At 62.4% G+C, this 25002-nt stretch carries 20 protein-coding genes and 1 pseudogene; 15 read left to right on the top strand and 6 right to left on the bottom strand.

Annotation, left to right across the window (positions count from 1 at the left end; all coding sequences use genetic code 11):
- The first annotated feature begins 35 nt into the window (after positions 1–35).
- The 3 genes from HMPREF9695_RS04405 to HMPREF9695_RS04415 all read left to right on the top strand — a co-directional run bounded on the left by HMPREF9695_RS04405 (position 36) and on the right by HMPREF9695_RS04415 (position 6491).
- Positions 36–2954, top strand: coding sequence for a ribonucleoside-diphosphate reductase subunit alpha (locus HMPREF9695_RS04405; RefSeq protein ID WP_006019597.1), 2919 nt, complete (start codon positions 36–38; stop codon positions 2952–2954).
- 131 nt (positions 2955–3085) lie between these two features.
- The gene (locus HMPREF9695_RS04410; RefSeq protein ID WP_006019598.1) at positions 3086–4228 is read left to right on the top strand and encodes a ribonucleotide-diphosphate reductase subunit beta; all 1143 of its coding nucleotides are present in this window, start codon (positions 3086–3088) and stop codon (positions 4226–4228) included.
- A gap of 214 nt (positions 4229–4442) precedes the next feature.
- The gene (locus HMPREF9695_RS04415; protein WP_006019599.1) at positions 4443–6491 is read left to right on the top strand and encodes a methyl-accepting chemotaxis protein; all 2049 of its coding nucleotides are present in this window, start codon (positions 4443–4445) and stop codon (positions 6489–6491) included.
- A gap of 116 nt (positions 6492–6607) precedes the next feature.
- Here HMPREF9695_RS04415 and HMPREF9695_RS04420 read toward each other — a convergent pair whose 3' ends face one another.
- Positions 6608–7087, bottom strand: coding sequence for a MarR family winged helix-turn-helix transcriptional regulator (locus HMPREF9695_RS04420; protein ID WP_006019600.1), 480 nt, complete (start codon positions 7085–7087; stop codon positions 6608–6610).
- Between the two features lie 162 nt (positions 7088–7249).
- Between HMPREF9695_RS04420 and HMPREF9695_RS04425 the strand changes: the two genes are divergently transcribed.
- The 6 genes from HMPREF9695_RS04425 (at position 7250) to fahA (ending at position 13662) form a co-directional block, all read left to right on the top strand.
- Positions 7250–8860, top strand: a complete 1611-nt coding sequence (locus tag HMPREF9695_RS04425; RefSeq protein WP_006019601.1) for an FAD-dependent oxidoreductase — start codon at positions 7250–7252, stop codon at positions 8858–8860.
- Between the two features lie 7 nt (positions 8861–8867).
- Positions 8868–9098: a DUF2783 domain-containing protein gene (locus HMPREF9695_RS04430; protein WP_006019602.1), complete on the top strand. Its 231-nt coding sequence runs from the start codon at positions 8868–8870 to the stop codon at positions 9096–9098.
- On the top strand, positions 9095–10048 hold the full coding sequence (locus HMPREF9695_RS04435; RefSeq protein WP_006019603.1) for an MBL fold metallo-hydrolase: 954 nt from the start codon (positions 9095–9097) through the stop codon (positions 10046–10048). The genes HMPREF9695_RS04430 and HMPREF9695_RS04435 overlap by 4 nt, the downstream gene beginning before the upstream one ends.
- A gap of 153 nt (positions 10049–10201) precedes the next feature.
- Entirely contained in the window at positions 10202–11548 is a 1347-nt protein-coding gene (gene hmgA, locus HMPREF9695_RS04440) for a homogentisate 1,2-dioxygenase (RefSeq protein WP_006019604.1), read from the top strand.
- A gap of 191 nt (positions 11549–11739) precedes the next feature.
- Positions 11740–12378 carry a maleylacetoacetate isomerase gene (gene maiA, locus HMPREF9695_RS04445; RefSeq protein WP_006019605.1) on the top strand — a complete coding sequence of 213 codons (639 nt, stop codon included), beginning with the start codon at positions 11740–11742 and terminating at the stop codon, positions 12376–12378.
- A gap of 12 nt (positions 12379–12390) precedes the next feature.
- Positions 12391–13662 carry a fumarylacetoacetase gene (gene fahA / locus HMPREF9695_RS04450; protein WP_006019606.1) on the top strand — a complete coding sequence of 424 codons (1272 nt, stop codon included), beginning with the start codon at positions 12391–12393 and terminating at the stop codon, positions 13660–13662.
- 179 nt (positions 13663–13841) lie between these two features.
- On the opposite strand, the gene HMPREF9695_RS04455 is transcribed toward fahA, so the two are convergent.
- Complete coding sequence (locus HMPREF9695_RS04455; protein ID WP_006019607.1) at positions 13842–14315, bottom strand: Lrp/AsnC family transcriptional regulator; 474 nt, start codon at positions 14313–14315, stop codon at positions 13842–13844.
- A gap of 126 nt (positions 14316–14441) precedes the next feature.
- Between HMPREF9695_RS04455 and hppD the strand changes: the two genes are divergently transcribed.
- Entirely contained in the window at positions 14442–15566 is a 1125-nt protein-coding gene (gene hppD / locus HMPREF9695_RS04460; RefSeq protein ID WP_006019608.1) for a 4-hydroxyphenylpyruvate dioxygenase, read from the top strand.
- A gap of 94 nt (positions 15567–15660) precedes the next feature.
- Here hppD and HMPREF9695_RS04465 read toward each other — a convergent pair whose 3' ends face one another.
- The gene (locus tag HMPREF9695_RS04465; RefSeq protein ID WP_006019609.1) at positions 15661–16539 is read right to left on the bottom strand and encodes a DMT family transporter; all 879 of its coding nucleotides are present in this window, start codon (positions 16537–16539) and stop codon (positions 15661–15663) included.
- 202 nt (positions 16540–16741) lie between these two features.
- Between HMPREF9695_RS04465 and HMPREF9695_RS04470 the strand changes: the two genes are divergently transcribed.
- Both HMPREF9695_RS04470 and HMPREF9695_RS04475 read left to right on the top strand, forming a co-directional pair.
- Complete coding sequence (locus tag HMPREF9695_RS04470; RefSeq protein ID WP_041711868.1) at positions 16742–17872, top strand: M20/M25/M40 family metallo-hydrolase; 1131 nt, start codon at positions 16742–16744, stop codon at positions 17870–17872.
- A 66-nt stretch (positions 17873–17938) separates the two neighbouring features.
- Positions 17939–19100 (top strand): annotated as a pseudogene (locus HMPREF9695_RS04475) (M20 aminoacylase family protein).
- A 4-nt stretch (positions 19101–19104) separates the two neighbouring features.
- Here the strand turns inward: HMPREF9695_RS04475 and HMPREF9695_RS04480 are convergent.
- From HMPREF9695_RS04480 to HMPREF9695_RS04490, 3 genes are all read right to left on the bottom strand, one after another.
- Complete coding sequence (locus HMPREF9695_RS04480; RefSeq protein ID WP_006019614.1) at positions 19105–19947, bottom strand: alpha/beta hydrolase; 843 nt, start codon at positions 19945–19947, stop codon at positions 19105–19107.
- A 60-nt stretch (positions 19948–20007) separates the two neighbouring features.
- Positions 20008–21234, bottom strand: a complete 1227-nt coding sequence (locus HMPREF9695_RS04485) for an MFS transporter (RefSeq protein ID WP_006019616.1) — start codon at positions 21232–21234, stop codon at positions 20008–20010.
- A gap of 107 nt (positions 21235–21341) precedes the next feature.
- Positions 21342–22046, bottom strand: a complete 705-nt coding sequence (locus tag HMPREF9695_RS04490; RefSeq protein WP_006019617.1) for a GntR family transcriptional regulator — start codon at positions 22044–22046, stop codon at positions 21342–21344.
- Positions 22047–22239: 193 nt separating this feature from the next.
- Here HMPREF9695_RS04490 and HMPREF9695_RS04495 point away from each other — a divergent pair, with 193 nt between their 5' ends.
- From HMPREF9695_RS04495 to HMPREF9695_RS04505, 3 genes are all read left to right on the top strand, one after another.
- The gene (locus HMPREF9695_RS04495; protein ID WP_041711276.1) at positions 22240–23322 is read left to right on the top strand and encodes a tartrate dehydrogenase; all 1083 of its coding nucleotides are present in this window, start codon (positions 22240–22242) and stop codon (positions 23320–23322) included.
- A gap of 86 nt (positions 23323–23408) precedes the next feature.
- Positions 23409–24398, top strand: a complete 990-nt coding sequence (locus tag HMPREF9695_RS04500; RefSeq protein WP_006019619.1) for a tripartite tricarboxylate transporter substrate-binding protein — start codon at positions 23409–23411, stop codon at positions 24396–24398.
- Positions 24399–24514: 116 nt separating this feature from the next.
- A complete protein-coding gene (locus tag HMPREF9695_RS04505; protein ID WP_006019621.1) occupies positions 24515–24910 on the top strand; it encodes a carboxymuconolactone decarboxylase family protein in 396 nt (131 codons plus the stop codon).
- Positions 24911–25002 lie beyond the last annotated feature (92 nt).

A 25002-nucleotide genomic window follows, 5' to 3' on the forward strand; every position in this document is an offset into this window, starting at 1 on the left:
CCCCCAGAAAATTGCAACACGCACGGGGTCTGCCGATGTCACTCTCGATCGAACGCGAAGCCGCCAAATCCGCTCCTCTCATTCAGTTGCGTTCCGAGTCACTGGCTGTCCCTGCGGCGGAGCCGCCGCTCCAGATCATCCGGCGCAACGGCACGGTCTCGCCGTTCGATGCCAGCAAGATCTCGATCGCGATGACCAAGGCGTTCCTCGCCGTCGAGGGGCACACCGCGGCGGCGTCGCGCCGCATTCACGAGGTGATCGAGCAACTGACCAACGAAGTCGTCAGCGCGCTGACCCGCCGGATCGGCGAGGGCCGCACTTTCCACATCGAGGATGTTCAGGATCAGGTCGAACTGGCGCTGATGCGCAGCGAGCACCACAAGGTTGCCCGTGCCTACGTGCTCTATCGCGACGAACGTCAGCGTCAGCGCGCCGAAGCCGCCGCCGCCAAGCCAGTGAAGGCATCCTCCGAGCCGCAGTTGCATGTCACGCTCGGCAACGGCACGCGCGTGCCGCTCGATGTCGAGCGCCTGACCCTGATTATTCAGGAAGCGTGCGCCAATCTCGACGGCGTCGATGCCGCGCCAGTGCTCGCTGAAACAAAGCGCAATCTTTACGACGGCATCAGCCAGGACGAGCTTGCGCTGGCCGGCATCATGGCCGCGCGCACGCTGGTGGAGCAGGAACCGAACTACGCGTACGTCAGCGCGCGTCTGCTGCTCGACAAGCTGCGCACCGAGGTTCTCTCGTTCGTACATGCCGCGCAGATCAGCGCCACGCAGGCGGACATGGCGGCGCGCTACGTCGAGTACTTCCCGGTCTATGTCAAGAAAGGCATCGAAGCCGAACTGCTCGATCCTGAACTGGCGCGCTATGACCTGAAGCGGATCGCGGCGGCGCTGAAGCCGGAGCGCGATCTGTCGTTCCAGTTCCTCGGCTTGCAGACGCTGTACGATCGCTACTTCCTGCATCAGGACGGCAACCGCATCGAACTGCCGCAGGCGTTCTTCATGCGCGTGGCGATGGGCCTTGCGATTCGCGAGATCGACCGCGAGGCGCGCGCCATCGAGTTCTACAACCTGCTGTCGTCGTTCGACTTCATGGCGTCGACGCCGACGCTGTTCAACTCCGGTACGCTGCGGCCGCAGCTCTCGTCCTGCTTCCTGACCACGGTGGCCGACGATCTCGACGGCATCTTCAAGTCGGTGAAGGACAACGCGCTGCTGGCGAAATATTCCGGCGGTCTCGGCAACGACTGGACCCGCGTGCGCGGCCTCGGCGCGCACATCAAGGGCACCAACGGCGAAAGCCAGGGCGTGGTGCCGTTCCTGAAAGTCGCCAACGACACCGCGATCGCGGTCAATCAGGGCGGCAAGCGCAAGGGCGCGGTCTGCGCCTATCTCGAGACATGGCATGTCGACATCGAGGAATTCCTCGACCTGCGCAAGAACACTGGTGACGACCGCCGCCGCACCCACGACATGAACACCGCGAACTGGGTGCCGGATCTGTTCATGCAGCGCGTCGAGGCCGATGGCGAATGGACGCTGTTCTCGCCGGACGAGGCGCCGGACCTGCACGATCTTTACGGCAAGGCGTTCGCCGAGCGTTACGCTTTCTATGAAGCGAAGGCTGCGCGCGGCGAGATGCGCGTGTTCAAGACGCTGCGCGCCACGGATCTGTGGCGCCGCATGCTGACCATGCTGTTCGAGACCGGACATCCCTGGATCACCTTCAAGGACCCGTGCAATCTTCGTTCGCCGCAGCAGCATGTCGGCGTCATCCACTCGTCGAATCTCTGCACCGAAATCACGCTGAACACGTCGGACGACGAGGTGGCGGTGTGCAATCTCGGTTCGGTCAATCTGCTCAATCACGTGGGTGAGGGCGGCATCGATCACGCGCGGCTGAAGCGGACGATCTCGACCGCGATGCGGATGCTGGACAATGTCATCGACATCAATTTCTACACCATCCCGGAAGCGCGCCGCTCCAACCTGCAACATCGGCCGGTCGGTCTCGGCCTGATGGGCTTTCAGGATGCATTGCACGCGCTGCGAATCCCGATGGCGTCGGATGCGGCTGTCGCATTTGCGGACACCAGCATGGAAGCGATCTCCTTCCATGCGATCTCGGCGTCGGTCGATCTTGCCGCCGAACGCGGTCAGTATCCGTCGTTCAAGGGATCGCTGTGGAGCAGGGGCATCCTGCCGATCGATTCGATCGAGATTCTGGCCGATGCGCGCGGTGGTCTTGATGCTGACTGGTCGGCAACGCTGGACTGGACTGCGCTGCGGGCGCGGGTGCAGTCGGTCGGCATGCGCAACTCCAATGTGATGGCGATTGCGCCGACGGCGACCATTTCCAACATCTGCGGCGTGGCGCAGTCGATCGAGCCCGCCTACCAGAACCTCTATGTCAAATCGAACATGTCCGGCGATTTCACCGAAGTGAACGAGTTTCTGGTTCGCGATCTGAAAGCCCGCGGCCTTTGGGACGAGGTGATGGTGTCGGACCTCAAGTACTTCGACGGCAGTGTCGGCTCCATCGACCGTGTGCCGGACGATCTGAAACTGCTCTACGCAACGGCGTTCGAGATCGACAGCGCGTGGCTGATCGAGGCTGCGGCACGGCGGCAGAAATGGATCGATCAGGCGCAGTCGCTGAACCTCTACATCGCCAATCCGTCGGGCAAAAAACTGGACCAGCTTTATCGCCTCGCATGGACGCGCGGATTGAAGACCACCTACTACCTGCGCTCGCGCAGCGCCACGCATGTGGAGAAATCCACGCTCAAGGGCACCGACGGCAAGCTCAACGCGGTCTCGTCAACGCCTCTCGCGTCACTGCCGGTGAACAAGCCCATCGTCATATCGCAGGCCTCGACCGCGCCGGATCTGTCCGATGCGGTGGCGTGTTCGATCGACAATCCCGATTGCGAGGCGTGCCAGTAAGCAGCCTCGCCGTCATTGCGAGCGAAGCGAAGCAATCCACCTTTGAAAAGTCACGGATTGCTTCGTCGGCTTCGCCTCCTCGCAATGACGAAATTGGCAACATCCGACGTTAGACAAGAAAGACGATCTTCATGCTCGACTGGTCCGAACCCGCACCTGCTAAACCTGCTACCAACCTGCCGCCCATCCTGACCGGTAAGCCTGTCGTATCGGAGCAAGCCGATCCAACCGGCCTCGGCACCATCGACCGCAAGGGTGGCCGCGTCTCGGTCGACGACAAGGCGATGATCAACTGCCGCGCCGACGTCAATCAATTGCTGCCGCTCAAGTACAAATGGGCATGGGAGAAATATCTCGCCGGCTGCAACAATCACTGGATGCCGACGGAAGTGTCGATGCAGGCCGACATCGCGCTGTGGAAATCGCGCGACGGCCTCACCGACGACGAGCGCCGCGCCATCAAGCGCAACCTCGGATTCTTCGCGGCCTCCGAAAGCCTCGTCGCCAACAACATCGTGCTGGCGATCTATCGCCACCTGACCAATCCCGAGTGTCGCCAGTACCTGCTGCGTCAGGCCTTCGAGGAAGCGATCCACACCCACACCTTCCAGTACATCGTGGAAAGCCTCGGCCTCGATGAGGGCGAGCTGTTCAACATGTATCGCGAGGTGCCTTCGATCACCGACAAGGCGGCGTGGGCGCTCAAGCACACCCAGAATCTGGAAGACCCGGACTTCAAGACCGGCACGCCGGAAGCCGACCGGGCGCTGCTGCGCGACCTGATCACCTTCTATGTCTGCTTCGAGGGGATGTGGTTCTACACCGGCTTCGCGCAGATCCTGTCGCTCGGCCGCCGCAACAAGATGGTCGGCATCGCCGAGCAGTATCAGTACATCCTGCGCGACGAGAGCATCCATCTGAACTTCGGTATCGACGTGATCAACCAGATCAAGATCGAGAATCCGCATCTGTGGACCGGCGAATTCCAGGAGGAGGTCCGCGGAATGATCCGCGAAGCGGCCGAACTGGAAGCAGCCTATGGCCGCGATACCATGCCGCGCGGGTTCCTCGGCCTGAACGCAGCGCTGTGCGAGCAGTACATGCACTTCATCGCCAACCGCCGCTGCGCCCAGCTTGGACTGACCCGCGTGTTCGACGAGACCGACAATCCCTTCCCGTGGATGTCGGAGGCGATGGACCTGAAAAAGGAGAAGAACTTCTTCGAGACCCGCGTGATCGAGTACCAGAACGGCGGCGCGCTGAGCTGGGAATAAGGCGTTAATCTTTGGCGCCTCGCGGTGCCGGGATACGGTGCAAATCCCGCGATTGCACACGAACGTTGCAAGAAACGCCCGCTGAGCGGGCGTTTTTTGCTGCGTGAGGTAGCAATTTACGGGGTGTTATTCAATTTTGTTTACCTTGAGGCACTTTGCGCCGGTTGGCTGTCCGGCGGGTTTGGCATGCAAAAAGAATTTTTGGGGGTTGGGAATGGGCTGGTTCAAGAGCACTCCGGCAAAGCAGAAGGTCAACGTCAGCTTTCTTTCCAACCTGCGATTCCGAACCAAGATCATGCTCGGTTTCATCACCGTGCTGGGCATCTCCGCCATCAATATGGGTGTCGCCTATTTCGGCTTTGAGCGGATCGCCGAGGGCGTCCAGTCCTATCAGGGCATTGTCGCCGAGACCGACAGCGCGCGTGACATCGACCGCGAACTCGCGGCATATCAGCTTCTCGCGCGTTATTATGTGACGACCGGCCTTCCAGCCGACGAGGAGGCTGCACGCGCTGCGGAGACTGCCCTTGGTGCCGCCATCGAACGCGCTGCCCGGGTCGCCACCGCCGGCAACCGGAAGAGCGTTCTCAATCTTTCGGCCAGCTACAGCGAGTTCGCCGGACTATTCGGCGAGGTCATCAAGCTCAAGACCGATAACGCCGCGATCGCGTCGAACCAGTTGCTCCGGATGGGCAACGTCATCCGCTACAAGTTCGACGATCTGGCGGATACCGCGATCCTAGCGGGTCTGACGTCGATCCAGCAGAACGCCAAGGAACTGGCGACCCACTCCGCGTCCATTACCTCCAACATCAGCAACTACGTGCTGCGCCCCGACGCCGCCGTCGCCAACAGCGTCAATGCCCGCATGCAGCTTCTGAAGAACAGTTTCGGCACACTGACCGCCGACGATGCGAAACTCACATCGAAGATTGCGGAGATCACCCAGGAGCTCGATGCCTACAAGGCGGCATTCACCAAGTTTGTCGAGAACACCGCGAAGATCGCAGCGCTGTCCACAAAGATGAACGAGGCGGCGGCGAGCGTGACGCAGGAAGCGAAGACCATCAAGGACGGCTTGCTTGCACAGCAGACCCGGCTCGCGAAGGAATCCGCCGAGGCCGCGCACAGCACCGGCAAGTTCGTGACCATTCTCGGCGGCGGCGGCATCGCGTTTGGCGCGTTGCTCGCCTGGATGCTGGGCCGGGGAATTTCACGCCCGATGATCGGCATGTGCGATGCGATGCGTCAGCTTGCCAGTGGCAATTTCGATGTCGTCCTGCCGGGCCTTGGCCGCAAGGATGAAATCGGCGAGATGGCCGGCGCGGTTGAAGAGTTCAAGATGCGGGCTGTCGCCAAGGCGCAGAGCGAGGCGGCGGAACGCGAAGAGCAAGGCAAGTCCGCCAGCGCCGCGCGCAGCGCCGAGCTTCATCGTTTCGCGGACAATTTTGAAACCGCGGTCGGCGGGATCGTGTCGAGCGTATCGGCCTCGGCCAGCCAGCTTGAAGCGTCCGCGACGACCCTGACGCGAACCGTCGAGGCGACCCAGATGCTGTCGGGCAAGGTGGCCGGCGCATCCGAGGAAGCATCCTCCAACGTGCAATCGGTGGCGGCGGCGACGGAAGAGCTCTCGGCGTCGGTTGTCGAGATCGGCCGCCAGGTCCAGGAATCGAGCCGCATCGCCGCGGCGGCGGTGTCGCAGGCCGAAGCGACTGACGCACGCATCGCCAAGCTGTCGCGCGCGGCACAGGAAATCGGCGACGTGGTCAAGCTGATTACGGCGATTGCCGAGCAGACCAATCTGCTGGCGCTCAACGCCACCATCGAGGCGGCACGGGCGGGCGAGGCGGGACGCGGCTTTGCCGTTGTGGCGTCCGAGGTGAAATCGCTGGCGAGCCAGACCGCGAAGGCGACCGACGAGATTTCGTCGCACATCGCCGGGATGCAGAGCGCGACGCAGGAATCGGTTTTCGCCATCAAGGAAATCGGCCAGACCATCGGCCAGATCTCGAAGATCGCCGGCAACATTGCCGCTGCCATCGAGCAGCAGAGCAATGCGACCACCGAGATCGCCCGCAACGTTCAGAGCGCCGCCGGCGGCACGCAGGAGATCGCGGAAGGCATCTCCGAGGTCAACCGCGGCGCGAGCGAAACCGGCACGGCGTCGGGCGAGGTGCTGAATTCGGCCCAGACGCTGGCGGTCGAAAGCACGCGGCTGCGTCAGGAGCTCGATCGCTTCATGGCGAACATCCGCGCGGCGTGATGGCTTGCTGCAACCTCGCCCCGTTCTGACGTGGGAGAGGGAGCAGGTTTTGCTCCCTCTGCCGTTGCGTGTTGATGAACCGTCAAGCCCGGCGCTGACGGCTGTGTGAGTTACTCCTAGTACGCATCCTTTTTGGCGCGTGCGTCTTTCGCGGTCTGCACGAGATTGAGCTGCTGCTCGATCTTGCCGAGCGCGTTTGCGAATTCCTTTCGCTCCGCCGCCGTGAGGCATGACAGGATGTCCTGTTCCTTGCGGAGCAGGCGGGGAATAAGCTCCTCATAGAGCGCGTGTCCCTTGCGGGTGAGCTGCAACGCCAGCTCGCGGCGGTCATCCACGTTCTCGACGCGTTCGATCAACTGCTTATCCAGCAGATGGGCGACGGCCCGGCTGATGGTCGATTTATGCGTCCGCGTGCAATAGGCGATGTATTGCGCCGTGCAGGCGTCATCGCGGAAACCGAGCGTCGCCAGCACCCGCCATTCGGGAATATCGAGGCCGTAGCGCTCGCTATACTCGCTGGAGAGTTCCGCGCTGACCTCGGCGGCCAGCCGATTCAGCCGGAACGGCACGAATTTGAAAAGATCGAGCTTCGTCAAGGAAAACGTCCATTTTGGCCAGGGGCCAGCCCGGTCCAGTTGGTTGCAGTTGCAACGATCATAGCCTTGGTCTATCCTGATGGCCAGCGTCAAATGCAGACGTGCAAACCACCGCGTCAGAGGCCTCGATCAAGAGGCCCGTCAGTCAAGCAGGGACGAAACGTGCCGGTATCACGGATTATTCAGTTCGGCTATCGTCGCCATCCCGATCAGGACCGGACGGCGGCGGATGCCGCGCGCCACCGGGTCGTGGTGGTGGGCGCGGGCCCCGTCGGCCTGACGCTGGCGATCGATCTTGCGCAGCGCGGGCACAGCGTCGTCCTGCTGGATGACGCCGACCGGATCGGCGACGGCTCGCGGGCGATCTGTTTCTCCAAACGTTCGCTGGAACTGTGGGACCGTCTCGGGGTCGGCGAACGCATGGTGGAGAAGGGCGTCGTGTGGAAGGTCGGCAAGATCTTCCTGAACGATGACATGCTCTACCGCTTCGACCTGCTGCCGGAAGACGGCCACAAGATGCCGGCCTTCATCAATCTCCAGCAGTATTACGCCGAGGCCTTTCTCGTCGATCGCGCCAGCGAACTGCCGCAGGTCGATCTGCGCTGGCGCAACAAGGTCGTCGGCCTCGACCAGCGCAACGATCATGTTGTGCTCGCGATCGACACGCCGGATGGACGCTATCACCTCAAGGCGGATTACGTTGTCGCCTGCGACGGCGCGCGCTCGATGCTGCGCGGCTTTGTCGGTGCGGAATTTTCCGGAGAAGTGTTCGAGGATCAGTTCCTGATCGCGGACGTCAAGATGACCGCTGAGTTTCCGACCGAGCGCTGGTTCTGGTTCGATCCGCCGTTCCATTCAGGCCAGTCCGCGCTGCTGCATCGTCAGCCCGACGATGTCTGGCGTATCGACCTGCAACTTGGACCGGATGCCTATCCCGCCGTCGAGCGGTTGCCGGAAAATGTCCGGCCGCGGATCGAGCGCATGCTGGGTCATGCCAATTTCGATTTCGAATGGATTTCGATCTACAAGTTCCAGTGCCGCCGCATGCAGCGCTTTGTGCATGAGCGCGTGATCTTCGCCGGCGACTCGGCACATCAGGTCTCGCCGTTCGGTGCGCGGGGTGCGAATTCCGGACTTGAGGATGCAGAAAACGTTGCGTGGAAGCTGTCGCTGATCTTGCGCGGCGATGCGCCGGCCACGTTGCTCGACAGTTACGAGATCGAGCGCAGCGCGGCCGCGGATGAGAACATCCGTGCGTCGACCCGCTCGACTGATTTCATCGCGCCGCATTCGGCGCAGGAGCGGCGGATGCGGCAAGCGATACTGCGGCTTGCGAAGGAAGCCGAATTCGCCAAGCGCATGGTCAACGGCGGGCGGCTCTCGACGCCGTCGGTGTATGAGACGCCGCTGTCGACGCCGGACACCGACGTCTGGGCGGCGGGCCCGCGCCCCGGCGCGCAGATGATCGACGCACCGCTGGCGGCGGCGAACGGCGAGCCGGTCTATCTCACCGAGGCCTTCCGACAAGGCGGGGGCGGCTTCGTCCTGCTGCAAGCGGGGGCCAACGGCGGGGATCAACCGGGCTGTCATTCCATCCATATCGGCGAAACAGCTCCGCTGCGCGATGCCGCAGGACTGTTTGCGAAGCGGTACGATGTCTCCGAAGGCGCGGCTTATCTGCTGCGCCCTGACGGTTATGTCGCGGCGCGCTTCAGGAAGCCGACGCGCAAGACCGTCGAGGCCGCCATCGCCCGCGCAAGTGCACAAACGTGAGCTACGCATGACACTCTCGACACAATCGAATTTCGCCGATCCCGACGCCGCCTATCGGCTGGTGGTGGAAGCCCATCGCGGCCTGCGCGACGAGGACAGTGTATCGCTGGACACGGCGCTGGTTTTGATTCTGGCCAACCATATCGGCGATGTCGAGGTGCTGCGCGAAGCGATTGCGCTGGCGAAGCGGCAACTTGGCCAAAGCGGAAAGACCAATTCAGAAAAGGACGCAAAATGAGCGCAAAGGGTTTCGCATCGACCGGCGACATGACGGAAAAGAAGATCACCTTCTCCGAGATCGGCCCGGACATTTACGCTTTCACCGCGGAGGGCGATCCCAATACGGCGGTGATTGTCGGTGACGACGGCTGCATCGTGTTCGATGCGCAGGCAACGCCGGCGATGGCCAACAACGTAATCGAGCGCGTCAAGACCGTGACCGACAAGCCCATCAAGTATGTGGTGCTGTCGCATTATCACGCGGTACGTGTGCTCGGCGCGTCGGCCTACAAGGCACAGGGCATCGTTGCCTCGTCCGAAACCCAGCGGCTGATCGTGGAGCGCGGCAAGCAGGACTGGGATTCCGAATATGGCCGGTTTCCGCGCCTGTTCCGCGACGCCGAAAGCATTCCCGGCCTGACCTGGCCGACCATCACCTTCGACACCGGCATGACGCTTTATCTCGGCAAGCGCGAGGTGCAACTGATGCATCTCGGCGCGGGCCATACCTCCGGCGACATTGTCGCCTGGGTGCCCGATGCGCAGGTGATGTGTTCCGGCGATCTGATCGAATATCACTCGGCCTGCTATTGCGGCGACGCGTTGCTGCGCGAATGGCCGCTGACCCTGAACGAAATCCGCGAGTTTAATCCAAAGGCGGTCGCGCCGGGCCGTGGCGATGCCCTGAAGGGCGCTGCGACCGTGAACGAAGCTATCGCCATGACGCGCGACTTCGTCGGCTCGCTGTACGGCGCGGCGGAACTGTCGGTGGCGAAAGGGCGTTCGCTGAAGGAAACCATGGCCGCCACCCGCGAGGTGATGGACCCGAAGTTCTCCTCCTTCGCGATCTATGAGCATTGTCTGCCGTTCAACGTGTCCCGCGCATTCGATGAAGCATCCGGGATCGACGATCCGGTGATCTGGACCGACAAGCGCGACCGCGAAATGTGGGCTGCTTTGCAAGGATGAAGCAGGGCGAATGTATCTAGAGAAGTAGGTCCGTCATTGCGAGGAGCGAGAGCGACGAAGCAATCCATAGAGCGATTTAGAAAGAGTGGATTGCTTCGCTTCGCTCGCAATGACGTTTTCAGGAACTTGAATCTCGCGCTGATGGAGAGTGAGATGAACATCAACACTGCACCCAAGGTTATGAGTCATGGCTCGCATGGCGTCACGCCGGGTTATATGTCTGGTTTCGGCAACAGCTTCGAGACCGAAGCGCTGCCCGGCGCGCTGCCGATCGGGCGTAACTCGCCGCAGAATTGCGCCTACGGACTTTATGCCGAGCAGCTTTCAGGATCGCCATTCACTGCGCCGCGCGGCACCAATGAGCGCTCCTGGCTGTATCGCATCCGCCCGTCGGTGAAGCACTCGGGCCGCTTCACCAAGGTCGACGCGAAATACTGGCGCACCGCGCCGTGCACTGAATACGACATGCCGATCGCGCAGTTGCGCTGGGATCCGCTGCCGATGCCGAAGGAGGAGCAGACCTTTCTCCAAAGTGTCTACACCATGACCACGGCGGGCGATGCCAATACCCAGGCGGGCATGGCGGCGCACATCTACCTCATCACCAAATCGATGGTGGACCAGAATTTCTACAATGCCGACGGCGAACTGATGTTCGTTCCGCAGGACGGCAACATTCACCTCGTCACCGAGTTCGGCATCATCGACATCGAACCCGGCGAGATCGCGGTGATCCCGCGCGGCGTCAAGTTCCGCGTTGAAATTCCGGGCGGTCCGGCGCGCGGCTATCTCTGCGAGAATTACGGGGGCGCATTCACGCTGCCGGAGCGCGGGCCGATCGGCGCGAACTGTCTCGCCAACTCGCGCGATTTCCTGACCCCGGTGGCCGCCTATGAGGACAAGGAAACGCCGACCGAGCTTTATGTAAAGTGGGGCGGTTCGTTGTTCGTGACCAGGCTGCCGTATTCGCCCATCGATGTGGTGGCGTGGCACGGCAACTACGCGCCGTATAAATACGACCTGCGCACGTTCTCGCCGATCGGCGCCATCGGCTTCGATCATCCCGATCCTTCGATCTTCACCGTACTGACCTCGCCGTCGGAAACGGCGGGCACCGCGAATATCGACTTCGTGATCTTCCCGGAGCGCTGGATGGTGGCCGAGAACACCTTCCGTCCGCCGTGGTACCACATGAACATCATGTCGGAATTCATGGGACTGCTGTATGGCGCCTATGACGCCAAGCCGCATGGCTTCGTGCCAGGCGGCATCAGCCTGCACAACATGATGCTGCCGCATGGCCCGGACCGCGAGGCGTTCGATCACGCCAGCAATGGCGAACTGAAGCCCGTGAAGCTGACCGGCACCATGGCCTTCATGTTCGAGACGCGGTTTCCGCAGCGGGTCACGCAGTTTGCTGCGACCACGAGCGCGCTGCAGGATGATTACGCCGATTGCTGGCAGGGACTGGAGCGCCGCTTCGACCCGTCGAAGCCTTAACGTCGTTGAATTGATGAGCGGTATTGAAACGGCAGCAATGTCACTCCCTCTCCCCTGTGGGGAGAGGGTTGGGGTGAGGGGTTCTAGATTCATCGAGAGATTCTACGCCCTCACCCGGATCGCTTGCGCGATCCGACCTCTCCCCACGGGAGAGGTGGGCAGATCGCTGAAATCGAATTCGGAACACCAATATGACTGACGCTGTTCTCTACGGTTACTTTCGCTCGACCGCGGCCTATCGCGTGCGCATCGCGCTCAACCTGAAAGGACTGAGCGCGGATCATCGCTTCGTGCATCTGCGCAAGGGCGAGCAGACGCAGCCGGCCTACCGCAAGATCAATCCGGCGGGCCTCGTGCCGTACTGGATCGATGACGATCTCGAACTGGCGCAGTCGATTGCGATCATCGAATATCTCGACGAGACGCATCCGCAGCCGCCGCTGCTGCCGCCGGATGCGAAGGGAAGGGCGATCGCGCGCGAGATCGCGCTGGTGGTCGCCGCCGATATTCATCCCATCGGCAATCTGCGCGTGCTGAACCGGCTGATCGACATGGGTGTCGATGAGGCGACGCGCGGGGCGTGGTCGAAGCACTGGATCGAGACCGGCTTTGATGCCGTGGAAGCGCGGCTGGCGCATCTGCCGGGACCGTTTGCGCTCGGTGACAAGCCGACGCTGGCGGATATCTGCCTCGTGCCGCAGGTGTTCAACGCGCGGCGCTTCGGCGTGGACCTTGCGCCCTACAAGCGTATCGTGGCGCTGGATGCCGCCGCCGCGAAACTCGATGCCTTCGCCGCCGCCGAGCCGGGCCGCCAGCCCGACGCAGAATAACGGATGGATACGATGCACCCGAACGATCCCAAGCTGCGCTCTTTCATTGATGTCGATCCGTTGTCGGATTTTCCGATCCAGAACCTGCCGTATGGTGTGTTTTTCACGCCGGAACAGCCGGACCTTCGGGTCGGCGTGGCGATCGGCCATTTTGTTCTCGACCTGGCGGTGCTGGAAGCGGCGGGCTTGCTGCGCATTGATGGCGCAGCGAATGTTTTCGCCAAGCCATCGCTCAATGCCTTCATGGCGCTCGGCCCGAAGGTCTGGCGCAGGACCCGCGCGCGGATCAGCGAACTGCTGCGGCATGACAATCCGGAACTGCGCGACAATGCGGATCTGTGCAAGCGTGCGCTGGTTCCGCAGAATTTCGCGGACATGCACATGCCGATCGCCGTGCAGGGTTTCACCGATTTCTATTCGTCGAAGGAACACGCCACCAATGTGGGCATCATGTTCCGCGGCAAGGACAACGCCCTGATGCCGAACTGGCTGTCGATGCCCATCGGCTACAACGGCCGCGCATCGACCGTGGTGGTCAGCGGCACGCCGATCCGCCGCCCGCGCGGACAGCTCAAGCCGCCGACGGCGGACGCGCCGACCTTCGGCCCCTGCAAGCGGCTCGACTTCGAACTCGAAATGGGTGTCGTGATCGGGCAGGCGTCCGCCATGGGCGAGATGCTGACCGAGCAGGAGGCCGAGGAGATGATCTTCGGCTTCACGCTGCTCAACGACTGGAGCGCGCGCGACATACAGGCATGGGAATATGTGCCGCTCGGTCCGTTTCAGGCCAAGGCGTTCGGCACCTCGATCAGCCCGTGGGTGGTGACGCGCGAGGCGCTGGAGCCGTTCCGTATCAAGGGTCCGGCGCAGGACCCGGCACCGCTGCCGTATCTGCAGCAGAAGGGCGCGCAGAATTACGACGTTCAGCTTGCCGTCGATCTCAAGACCGAGACGATGAAGGACGCGGCGGGTATCTGCCGCACCAACTTCAAATACATGTACTGGTCCTCGGTGCAGCAGCTTGTGCATCATGCGTCAAGCGGCTGCGCGATGAATGTCGGCGACCTGCTAGGCTCCGGCACGATCAGCGGCCCTGAGAAAAGCGAACGGGGCAGCATGCTGGAGCTGAGCTGGGGCGGCACCGAGCCGCTCGATCTTGGCAACGGCGTGCAGCGCTCGTTCCTCGAGGACGGCGACTCGCTCACGATGCGCGGCTGGTGTCAGGGCGACGGCTATCGCATCGGTTTTGGCGAGGTTGAGGGGACGATTTTGCCGTCGGTTTGATACAGGGGTGTTTGCAAGGGCGTTATCGGCAGCGTGTCTATACCTCTCCCATGGGGAGAGGTCGACGCGCGAAGCGCGGCGGGTGAAGGGGTACGCTCTCTCGATGGATTCTACGCCCTCACCCCAACCCTCTCCCCACGGGAGAGGGGGCCGATCGCAGATGTGGAACGTCCTGCCTTTTAACCCAGTTTCTTCAACGGCAGCTTCCGCGTGGTTTTGAGCCGGTCCAGCACGATGGACGAGCGCACATGCGCAACGCTCTCGTGCGGCATCAGCACATTGTTGACGATGTCGGACAGGCTCTTGAGATCGCTCAGCACCACCTTCAGCAGATAATCCGCATCGCCGGTCAGCGAATAGGCTTCCTGAATTTCATCGACCCGCCGCATCAGGTCGCGAAACCGCTTGGCGTTGTTCGGTGAATGCGTCGCCAGCGTGATCTGGATGAAGGCCAGCACGTTGAAGCCGAGCGCCTCGCTGGCAAGGTCGGCGTGATAACCGGCGATCACTTTCTCGTCTTCCAGCCGCGTGCGGCGGCGCGAGCATTGCGACGCCGACAGGCCCGCGAGGTCGGCGAGTTGCTGATTGGTCAGGCGGCCGTCGTCCTGGAGCGCGGCGAGGATTTTGAGGTCGAAACCGTCCAGCGAAGTCATGCGCAAAAACCTTCTCGGATGCACGATATGTGCATGATATTGGCATATGGTGCCCTATTTTGCACGCCTGTTGCATCAAAAGCGGCGCACGATGCACTCCTGACAGAAGAATCAAGGGAGATCGCCATGGGTCCGTTTCCACACGATGCGCCGGCCGCCGTCATTTCCGAGCAGAACCCGATGGGTACCGACGGCTTCGAGTTCGTCGAGTATGCGCATCCCGAGCCGGAAAAGCTGCACGCGTTGTTCCGCCTGATGGGCTTCACCGCGGTCGCCCGTCACAAGACCAAGGCGATCACAGTCTATCGCCAGGGCGACGTGAACTATCTCGTCAACGAGCAGCCCGGCACTCATGGCCATGATTTCGTCGCGGCTCATGGCCCGTGTGCGCCGTCGATGGCGTTCCGCGTGGTCGATGCGAAGCATGCCTATGAACGCGCGCTGGCGCTCGGTGCGGAACCGGCGGAGGCGACGGCTGCGCAGAAAACACTCGACGTTCCCGCGATCAAGGGCATCGGCAGCAGCCTTCTTTATTTCGTCGATCGTTACGGCAAGAAGGGTTCGGCCTATGACGTCGAGTTCGATTGGCTCGGGCTAAAGGACATCCATCCCGAGGGCGCGGGGCTGTTCTACATCGACCACCTGACCCACAACGTGCATCGCGGCCGCATGGATGTGTGGACCGGCTTCTACGAGAAGCTGTTCAACTTCCGCCAGATCCGCTTCTTCGACATCGAGGGCAGGGCTTCAGGTCTCTTTTCGCGCGCACTGACCAGTCCCGACGGCAAGATCCGGATTCCGATCAACGAAGATGCGGGCGATTCCGGCCAGATCTCGGAATATCTCAACATTTATCGCGGCGAGGGCATCCAGCACATCGCCTGCGGCGTGAAGGACATCTATCACACCATCGAAAAGCTGCGCGCGGACGGCCTTCCTTTCATGCCGCCGCCGCCGGATACCTATTTCGAGAAGATCGACACGCGCCTGCCGAAGCATGTCGAGGACGTTGCGCGCCTTCGGAAGAACGGCATCCTGATCGACGGCGAGGGCGTGGTCGATGGCGGCCACACCAAGGTGCTGCTGCAAATCTTCTCGGCCAACGCGATCGGCCCGATCTTCTTCGAGTTTATCCAGCGCAAGGGCGACGACGGTTTCGGCGAAGGCAACTTCAAGGCACTGTTCGAGTCGATTGAAGAAGACCAGATCAGGCGCGGCGTGCTGTCGGTGGACAAGAAGAGCGCGGCTTAAACATTTTCGACGTCATTGCGAGCGAAGCGAAGCAATCCATTGAAGAGTGGATTGCTTCGTCGCTTTCGCTCCTCGCAATGACAAGAGGGCTCGTCTACGACCGCTTCAGGTTCAGCAAATTGCCGGTCAGGATCAGCGCCGCGCCGATAACGGTCGCGGCGTCGAGCCGCTCGGAATAGAGCAGCCAGCCGAGCGTCGCCGAAAGCGGCACGCGCAGAAAGTCCATCGGCACGACGACCGTGGCGTCGGCATAACGCATCGCCTGCGCGAAGCAGTAGTGCGAATACGTTCCGCAGAATGCGATCACGAGGATCCAAGGCCAGATGTGAGCCGATGGCCAGTGCCAGGTGTAGACCGCCGGGACCAGCCCGATGGCTGACTGGATCACCAGCATCCAGAAGATAATCACGAGGACCGTATCGGTGCGGGTAAGGGACTTCACCATGACGATGGCAGCGCCGAAACCCATCGCGGCCAGCACCATGATCAACTGACCCGGACTGATCTGCGCGACGCCGGGCTGCACGATGACGATCACGCCGATCAGCCCCAACACGATCGCCAGCACTTTCCAGACATTCAGGCGCTCACCGATGAAACTCACGGCGAGCAGCGCGGTCCAGATCGGCATGGTGAATTCGATGGCGACCACCTGCGCCAGCGGGATCAGCGTCAGCGCCAGAAACCAGCCATACTGCGCGGCGTAGTGGACGATGTTGCGGACGATATGCGTAAGCGGCCGCAAGGTTTTCATGCGCGCGAAGCCGCCGTTGGCGTGGATCAGCGGATAGAGCATCACGAGGCCGATGACCGACCGCATTTCCATGATCTGGAACACGTCGAGTTCACGGGTGGCTTCGCGCCCGGCGACCAGCAGCACCAGCATCAGGGTCAGCCAGCCGGCCATCCAGCCGGCGGCCTTCGCGTTGGAGGGCTGCATCGCAATGACCGATTGCGTCACTTGCGCCCCCATGCTGCACCGCAAATCATTGTTGCTAGCTCCCCACTTGATCGACGGCCTGCTTACGCAATCTGTTTTCAGCCTGCAATATCGCGAAACTCGCAGCAGGCCCGTCAAGTTTGCATTGTGAATCGGGTACCGAACCTGCGAGCATCGGAGCGAGCGGGGCGCCAGTTCCTGCCGTAAAACAAGCAAAACGAGAGGACACGCCTTGATCGATCCCGCCTCATTGCCGTTCGATACCGAGACCATGCTGACGGGCCTGCGCCCGTGGATTGAATGCGAGAGCCCGACCTGGGATGCTGAAGCGGTCAACCGCATGCTTGAACTTGCGGCGCGCGACATGGCGATCGGCGGCGCCACGATCGAGTACATAGCCGGACGGCAGGGCTTTGGCGGCTGCATCCGTGCGCGGTTTCCCCATCGCCAGCAAGGGCAGCCAGGCATTCTGATTGCGGGACATATGGACACCGTGCATCCGGTCGGCACGTTGCAAAAGCTGCCGTGGCGGCGCGAGGGAAGCAAATGCTACGGCCCGGGCATTCTCGACATGAAGGGCGGCAACTACGCCGCGCTGGAGGCGATCCGGCAGCTCGCCAAGGCGTCGGTTACGACGCCATTGCCGGTGACGGTGCTGTTCACGCCGGACGAGGAAGTCGGAACGCCGTCCACGCGCGACATCATCGAGGCGGAAGCCGCGCGCAACAAGTACGTGCTGGTGCCGGAGCCGGCGTTCAAGAATGCCGGCGTCATCACCGGCCGCTACGCGATTGCCCGGTTCAATCTGGAAGCGGAAGGCAAGCCGAGCCACGCGGGCGCGACGCTCGCCGCCGGGCGATCCGCGATCCGTGAGATGGCGCGGCAGATCATCGCCATAGACGGCATGACCGGCGACGACTGCACCTTCAGCGTCGGCGTCGTTCATGGCGGGCAGTGGGTGAACTGCGTGGCCTCATCCTGCCGCGGCGAAGCGCTCAGCATGGCGAAACGTCAGGCCGATCTCGACCGCGGTGTTGAGCGGATGCTGGCGCTGAACGGCACGGCGAACGACGTCACATTCAAGGTCACGCGCGGCGTGACGCGGCCGGTCTGGGAACCGAGTGCCGGCACCATGGCGCTGTATGAACAGGCACGTGCGGTCGGTGCGAAAATCGGCCTCGATCTGATCCAGGGCAGTTCGGGCGGAGGCTCGGATGGAAACTTCACCGGGGCGATGGGTCTGCCCACCCTTGACGGTCTCGGATTGCGCGGTGGCGACTACCACACGCTGAACGAGCATATCGAAGTCGATAGCCTGGTTGAGCGCGGAAGGTTGATGGCCGGTCTCTTGGCCAGCCTGCAATGATTTGCCAAGATGAGGCCGCGCGATCGGGCCTTGTCATAGTCACCATACGAAACGGGATAACGCCGCATGCCCAATATTGAGCTGATCGAAAGCTATACTGACGAACTCATTGCCATCCGCCGCGACCTTCATGCCCATCCCGAAATTGGTTTCGAGGAACATCGCACATCCGGCATCGTTGCGGAAAAGCTCGCCGGCTGGGGCATCGAGGTGCATCGAGGCCTCGGCGGCACCGGCGTCGTCGGTCTCCTGAAAGGCAAGGGCAACGGCACGAAGCGGATCGGCCTGCGCGCGGACATGGACGCGCTGCCGATGGAAGAGAAGACCAACCTGAGCTGGCGCTCGACGATTCCCGATCGCTTCCATGGCTGCGGCCATGACGGCCACACCACCATTCTGCTCGGCACCGCGCGCTATCTCGCCGAGACGCGCAATTTCGACGGCACGGTGGCTTTCATCTTTCAGCCCGCTGAGGAAGGGCTTGGCGGCGCGCGCGCGATGATCAAGGACGGCCTGTTCGAGAAATTTCCGCTCGATGAGGTCTATGGGCAACGCGCCGCAGCTCAATCCAGGTCAGGTCGCGATCTTTCCGGGGCCGAGCATGGCCTGCGCGGATTTCTTCGATATCACCATCACCGGCTACGGCAGCCACGGCGCGATGCCGGAAATGTCACGCGATCCTGTGGTGATTGCCATGACGCTGGGGCAGGCGCTGCAGACCATCGTCAGCCGCAATGTCGATCCGCTCAAATCCGCGGTGCTGTCGATCACGCAGATTCATTCCGGTTCGGCCTATAACGTCATCCCGGGCGAGGCGACGCTGGCCGGCACCGTGCGCACGTTTTCCGAAAAGGTGCGCGAACAGATCCGCGACCGGATGCGCACGATTGCGGCCGGCATGGCGACGGCGTTTCAGGTCGAGATCAAGGTCGAGATCCGCGATATCTTCTCGGTGCTAATCAACCACGAGGAGCAGGCGCATTTCGTCGCCGACGTGGCGCGGGACGTTGTCGGCAACAACAACGTGCTGACGACGCCGACGCCGAAAATGGGCAGCGAGGATTTCGCCGACATGCTGCTCAAGGTACCGGGCGCCTATTTCTGGCTCGGCCACGAGGGATCGGTGCCGCTGCACAATCCGGGCTTTATTCTGGACGACGGCATCCTGCCTGTCGGCGCGAGCCTGTTCTCGCGCATCATCGAGCAGCGGATGCCGCTGGTGGCGTGAGCAGCTACCGGGCGAACAACTGCCGCACCAGTGTCGTCAGCCGACCCGTGGGGGAAGCCAGTTCATCCATCATGGTGAAATGATTCGCTTTCGGGATTTCTTCGTAGATCACCGGCAATCCATGAGCCGCGCGGTGCGCGGCGTAGTCGGCGGACTGCTTGCGCAGCAACGGCAGTTCGCCGCTGCCCGCGACGATGACGAGCGGCTTGTTCACGCCGCCGGGATTGCGCATCGGCGAATTGCGCTGGATCGTTGCGTCGTCGAGATTGAGCTTGGCGTTCAGATAGCTGTGACTGATCGGTTCGAGATCGTAGATGCCGCTGATCAGAAGCCCGGCCTTGATGTGCGGATGACCGAGCGACATCGATGACAGATGTCCGCCGGCGGACCAGCCCGAGACGATCATCCTGTCCGGATCACCGCCCAGCGCGGGCAACTCGGTCACCAGATAGTCGATGCCGGTACGGACTTCGTCGACGATCTGGCCGAGGGTGGCATCGGGCGCGAGCGTATAGCCGATCAGCGCGACATTGATGCCGTGGGCCATCGGACCCGCAGCGCAGAAAGTGAAATTCTCCTTGGCGCGCGTCTGCCAGTAGCCACCGTGAATGAAGACCAGTGTCGGGCCGTCATCCCCGGCTTTCAGGAAATCGATCCGGTTGCGCTCGCGCGGCCCGTAGCGAAGATCGAGGGACTGGGGATGCCTGGCGCGCATCTCGGCGGAGAGGCGATCCCATTCCGCGACGATGGAGGGCGTCTCGGGCACATGGAGCGTGTTGTTGAAGCCGAGATCGAGCTGCTCCTGTGTCAGCTTGCGCCAATCCGGTGCATCGACAGGCGCGCTCATGAGATCATCTCCGGTTTCATTCGGGCAATGATCGCAATTGGATCGCGGTCACGCAACCCGTCATTGCCGCAGCGCAGGGACGACGAGAAACGGAATCATGCCGAGGATCACGCTGATGAGGGCAAACAGCAGCAGCGCGTCGTAACTTCCGGTCATGTCGTGGATCAGGCCGCCTGCCCAGGAGCCGAACGCGGAGCCGAGCCCGCTGCCGATGGTGATCGTCCCGTAAATCGTGCCGACCCGTTCGCCGCGAAAGATTTTCATCGCGGTCGCGGTGATCAGCGGACCGCGCGAGCCGATCATGCTGCCGAATGTCACGACGAACGCGGTGAGCAGCCAGACATTGGGATATGATTTCAGCAGCCAGAGCAGGCCAATGCCGATGATCGACATCGCGTAGCTGAACAGCACCGAGCGGCGGCGGCCGATCACGCCGTCGAGCCAGGTGACGCCGAGCATGCCGAACAGCAGCACAACGCCACTGAATCCCCACGCGGTGGCGGCCTGCAGCGGGGGAAAGCCGGCATCGACCAGATAGGCGACGATCTGTGCCGAGAGCGCGAACATGCCGACCGCGGTGAAGAAGAATGTCGAGAACAGCGCCCAGAAGGCATGATGACGCATGGCGCTGACCAGCGTCCAGCCTTCGTCGATCAGGCCGGTTGCCGCGCTCCGGGCGAGGGTCGCCGATCCCGACGCGAACAGCTTCCACGGCAGCAGCACCAGCGGCAGCAGCAGGACCAGCGCTGTGCCGCCGAAGATCTGATACGCGCCGCGCCAGCCGACACGGTCGATCAGGACCTGCGACAACGGCAGCAGGATGAGCACGCCGGCCCCGGCGGCGGAATAAACCACCGACATCGCGGCCGGCAGTTTCGGGCCGAACCACCGTCCCAGCATGATCGAGTTCGGAACATTGCCGATGCAGGCGATGCCGAATCCGGCGCAAAGGCCGAGGGTGAGCTGAAATTGCCAGAGCTGCTGCGCGAAGGCCGCGGCGAGGAAGGCTCCGCCCAGCAGCGCGAGCCCCAGCGTGTAGACCATGCGAGGGCCGGAGTGATCGAACAGGCGGCCGATCAGCGGAGCGGCGAGGCCGCCCGCCAGCGCGGCCAGCGAATAGATCGAGATGACCTCGGCGCGGTCCCAGCCAAAGCTCTGCGAGATCGGCAGCAGGAAGACGGTGAAGCTCTCACCGAGCCCGCGCCCGAGCACCGACAGGGCGAAACACAGCGCCAGCACATTGAGTGCGATATGCACCGGCTTCATGCCGGTTTTTACAGGCTTCATCGGGCAGGCCCGGAGAGCGGATCACTGTTCATGTCTCTATGAACCGCAATTCGGCGATCGGGAGCAGGTGCAGTTTCCGAATACGCCTATGCAATCGCGCCCGGCGGTCAGAGATGCTTCATTCCGAACTGGTCCAGCAGCGGCAGGAGTTCGCTGCGCGCGCGCCGCCGGTGGTTCTGGGCTTCGCTGCACGACAGCATCGCATCGCCGCTCTTGAGCGCAGCGATAAGCGCCTGATGCTCCTTGAGCGATTTTGTCGGCTTGGCCCGCAGGCGCAGCGTCATCATCCGGGCGCGGTGCGACTGGTCCATGATGGTGTTGGCGAGGCGGGCGAGGCGGGTATTGCCGCTGCCGTCGATCAGGGCGCGATGAAAGCGATCGTCCGCACGGGCCCAGGCGTCGAGTTCATCGCGCTGCAAGGCGGCTTTCATCTCGGCGTTGATGCTCTCCAGAGCCGTCACGATCGGGCGGCGGTCTTTCGGGCTCATGGCGGCGATCAGTTCGGCAGCCATGCCCTCAAGGGCGATGATCACGTCATAGACCTCGCGCATGTCGTCCGGCGACAGCGCCAGAACGGTGACACCGCGCTTGGGCAGAACCCGCACCAGGCCTTCTTCCTGAAGCCGGATCAGGGCCTCATGAACCGGGGTCCGGCTCATGCCGAGCCGGAGCGCGATTTCCTGCTCCGAGCCCTGGTAGCCGGGCGCGAAGGCGTTGTCGCGAATGGCGTTCTTCAGCGCCTGATAGGCGTCGGCGACGAGCGAGGGCGCCTTGGCAAGCGGCTCTGCGGCGGGCGTTTTGAGGCGACTCATGTCCGTTCCTGACTTCGAGTTCCTTATAGCGGCAAGCCGGCGGCCGGCGCGAGGTGTCTTGACATCCATACCATCTTCCATGGAAGGTAGCATCCACAGTGCGCTGCCGAGAGACAGGCGGCTGGTGGGCCAGCCCGCCCGCCCAGCCAAGGCGGCTCGCGCCCTGACGGTTCAACCAACAAGCGGATTCAGCGTGAAAACCTATCGAATTGCAGCCATCCCCGGCGACGGCATCGGCTCCGAAGTGATCTCCGCCGGTGTGGAAGCGTTGAATGCCTGCGCCAAGCGCGACGGCGGTTTCGCCTTCGCATTCGATCATTTCGACTGGGGATCGGAGCGCTTTAAGAAGACCGGCGCGTTCATGCCGGACAACGGACTGGACCTGATCAGGAAGCACGATGCGATCCTGTTCGGCTCTGCCGGTGCGCCTGATGTGCCCGATCACATCACGCTGTGGGGGCTGCGGCTCGCTATCTGTCAGCCGTTCGATCAATACGCCAATGTCCGTCCGACGCGCATCCTGCCGGGCATCGTCAGCCCTCTGCGCAATGTATCCGGCCCGGAACTCGACTGGGTGATCGTGCGCGAGAATTCCGAGGGCGAATATGCCGGCGTCGGCGGCCGCGTGCATCGCGGGCTGCCGGAGGAGGCCGCCACCGACGTTTCGATGTTCACGCGCGCGGGCGTTGCCCGCATCATGCGCTTTGCCTTCGCGCTGGCGCGTTCGCGGCCCCGGAAATTCCTGACGGTGGTCACGAAGTCCAACGCGCAGCGCCACGCCATGGTGATGTGGGACGAGATCGCCGCCGAGGTCGCGCGCGAATTCCCGGACGTGACATGGGACAAGATGCTGGTCGACGCCATGACCATGCGGATGACGCTCAAGCCGGAAACGCTGGACACCATTGTCGCCACCAACCTGCACGCCGACATTCTGTCGGATCTCGCCGCAGCGCTGGCGGGCTCGCTCGGCATCGCGCCGACGGCCAATCTCAATCCCGAGCGCACCTTCCCGTCGATGTTCGAGCCGATTCACGGCTCCGCTTTCGATATCATCGGCAAGGGAATCGCGAACCCGGTCGGCACGTTCTGGTCCAGCGTGATGATGCTGGAGCATCTCGGTGAACCGTCCGCCGCGGCGCGGCTGATGCGGGCGATTGAGAAGGTAACAGCCGACAAATCGCTGCACACGCCGGATCTCGGCGGAAAGGCAAGAACCGCCGATATCACCAGGGCGGTGTGCGATGCATTGGCCGGCGACAATCAGGCTAACTAGACAAGACTCAAACCTTGGCCGTAGAGCCGGGGACCACACCAAAATAAAAACAGAAGACAAGGAAACAAAGTCAGGGAGAGGCCGCCATGCGGAAGCTGTTTGTTGGGGTTGCAGGCCCGGTTGCCGTGATCCTGTTATCGATATCGGCGATGGGATCGGCCGCAGCACAAAGCTTTCCGTCGCGTCCGATCACCCTGATCGTTCCGGCCGCTGCGGGCGGGCCGACCGACGCGGTCTCCCGCCTTGTCGCGGAGTCGATGGGACGAACGCTGGGTCAGCAGATCGTGGTGGAGAATGTCGGCGGGGCCGGTGGCACCATCGGCATGACCCGCGTCGCGAAATCCCCCGCCGACGGCTACATGGTGACGGTCTGGCACATCGCGCAGGCGACCGCGCCGTCGCTCTACGACAACCTCCGCTATAACGTGATCGACGATTTCGATTCCATCGGCCGCATCGCGGACGTGCCGATGACGATCGTCGGCAAGAGCGGCCTTGAGCCGAAGACCGCCAAGGACCTGATCGACTGGATCAAGCAGAAGAAGGCCGCCGTGACCTATGCCCATGCCGGGATCGGTTCGGCATCGCATCTGTGCGCGATCATGTTCATGAGCGCGATCGACACCCAGATGACGGCCTTGTCCTATCGCGGAACGGGGCCCGCGATGTCGGATCTGCTCGGCGGCCATTTCGACATGATGTGCGACCAGACCACGACCACCACCGCGCAGATCAAGGACGCCAAGATCAAGGGCTATGCCGCAACGACAAAAGAGCGGCTGAAAATTCTTCCCGATCTTCCGACGCTCGACGAAGCCGGGCTGAAGAATTTCGAGGTCGCCGCATGGCATGCGATGTGGGCGCCGAAGGGATTACCGGCTGACGTCCAGAAGAAGCTGAGCGATGCTTTGCAGACCGCGCTGAAAGATCCAAAGGTCATCGAGCGTCTGGCGGCACTCGGCATCGAGCCGGTGAAGCCGGAGCAGGCGACGCCGGAGGCGCTGTCCGCCCACCTCAAGGCCGAAGTGGCGAAATGGTCGCCGGTCATCCAGGCGTCGGGCGCGAAAGCGAACTAGCTGACATCATCGCGTGGGTCATACCGGCGCGGCAGAACCGGCGATTGTCGGATCATTGCCCAACCGCTAAAGGCAGTTGGATTATCCCATCATCAATCGAAGTTTTGGAGAGCGTCATGAGCGGTGAAAGCGAACAATTCAAAAAAGGTCTGGCCGTCCGTCGCGACGTTCTGGGCAAGGATTATGTCGACGGCAGCATCGCCAAGGCCGATGACTTCATGATGGCTTTTCAGGAGATCACCACCGAATGGTGCTGGGGTTACGCCTGGACCCGGCCGGGCCTCGACCGCAAGACCCGCAGCATGCTCAACCTCGCCATGCTGACGGCGCTGAAGGCGCCGAACGAGATCAAGCTCCATGTCAAAGGCGCGCTGACCAACGGCGTGACCGTGGATGAGATCAAGGAAGTGCTGCTGCACGCCACCGTCTACAGCGGCATTCCGGCGGGCCTCGAGGCGTTCAAGGCGGCGCATGAAGTGCTGAAGGCCGAAGGCGCGCTGGAGAAGAAATAGTTCCTCTCGTCATTGCGAGCGAAGCGAAGCAATCCACAGCAGCAGGCAAAAGCTGGATTGCTTCGTCGCTGCGCTCCTCGCAATGACGGTAG

Origin of the sequence: Afipia broomeae ATCC 49717 (genome assembly GCF_000314675.2) — a bacterium.
Lineage (GTDB): Bacteria > Pseudomonadota > Alphaproteobacteria > Rhizobiales > Xanthobacteraceae > Afipia > Afipia broomeae.

Excerpts from the sequence above, each read along its gene's own strand:
- HMPREF9695_RS04405 (WP_006019597.1), top strand. The coding sequence starts at position 36 with ATGTCACTCTCGATCGAACGCGAAGCCGCCAAATCCGCTCCTCTCATT.
- HMPREF9695_RS04410 (WP_006019598.1), top strand. The coding sequence starts at position 3,086 with ATGCTCGACTGGTCCGAACCCGCACCTGCTAAACCTGCTACCAACCTG.
- HMPREF9695_RS04415 (WP_006019599.1), top strand. The coding sequence starts at position 4,443 with ATGGGCTGGTTCAAGAGCACTCCGGCAAAGCAGAAGGTCAACGTCAGC.
- HMPREF9695_RS04430 (WP_006019602.1), top strand. The coding sequence starts at position 8,868 with ATGACACTCTCGACACAATCGAATTTCGCCGATCCCGACGCCGCCTAT.
- HMPREF9695_RS04435 (WP_006019603.1), top strand. The coding sequence starts at position 9,095 with ATGAGCGCAAAGGGTTTCGCATCGACCGGCGACATGACGGAAAAGAAG.
- hmgA (WP_006019604.1), top strand. The coding sequence starts at position 10,202 with ATGAACATCAACACTGCACCCAAGGTTATGAGTCATGGCTCGCATGGC.
- maiA (WP_006019605.1), top strand. The coding sequence starts at position 11,740 with ATGACTGACGCTGTTCTCTACGGTTACTTTCGCTCGACCGCGGCCTAT.
- fahA (WP_006019606.1), top strand. The coding sequence starts at position 12,391 with ATGCACCCGAACGATCCCAAGCTGCGCTCTTTCATTGATGTCGATCCG.
- HMPREF9695_RS04455 (WP_006019607.1), bottom strand. The coding sequence starts at position 14,315 with ATGACTTCGCTGGACGGTTTCGACCTCAAAATCCTCGCCGCGCTCCAG.
- hppD (WP_006019608.1), top strand. The coding sequence starts at position 14,442 with ATGGGTCCGTTTCCACACGATGCGCCGGCCGCCGTCATTTCCGAGCAG.
- HMPREF9695_RS04465 (WP_006019609.1), bottom strand. The coding sequence starts at position 16,539 with ATGGGGGCGCAAGTGACGCAATCGGTCATTGCGATGCAGCCCTCCAAC.
- HMPREF9695_RS04480 (WP_006019614.1), bottom strand. The coding sequence starts at position 19,947 with ATGAGCGCGCCTGTCGATGCACCGGATTGGCGCAAGCTGACACAGGAG.
- HMPREF9695_RS04485 (WP_006019616.1), bottom strand. The coding sequence starts at position 21,234 with ATGAAGCCTGTAAAAACCGGCATGAAGCCGGTGCATATCGCACTCAAT.
- HMPREF9695_RS04490 (WP_006019617.1), bottom strand. The coding sequence starts at position 22,046 with ATGAGTCGCCTCAAAACGCCCGCCGCAGAGCCGCTTGCCAAGGCGCCC.
- HMPREF9695_RS04500 (WP_006019619.1), top strand. The coding sequence starts at position 23,409 with ATGCGGAAGCTGTTTGTTGGGGTTGCAGGCCCGGTTGCCGTGATCCTG.
- HMPREF9695_RS04505 (WP_006019621.1), top strand. The coding sequence starts at position 24,515 with ATGAGCGGTGAAAGCGAACAATTCAAAAAAGGTCTGGCCGTCCGTCGC.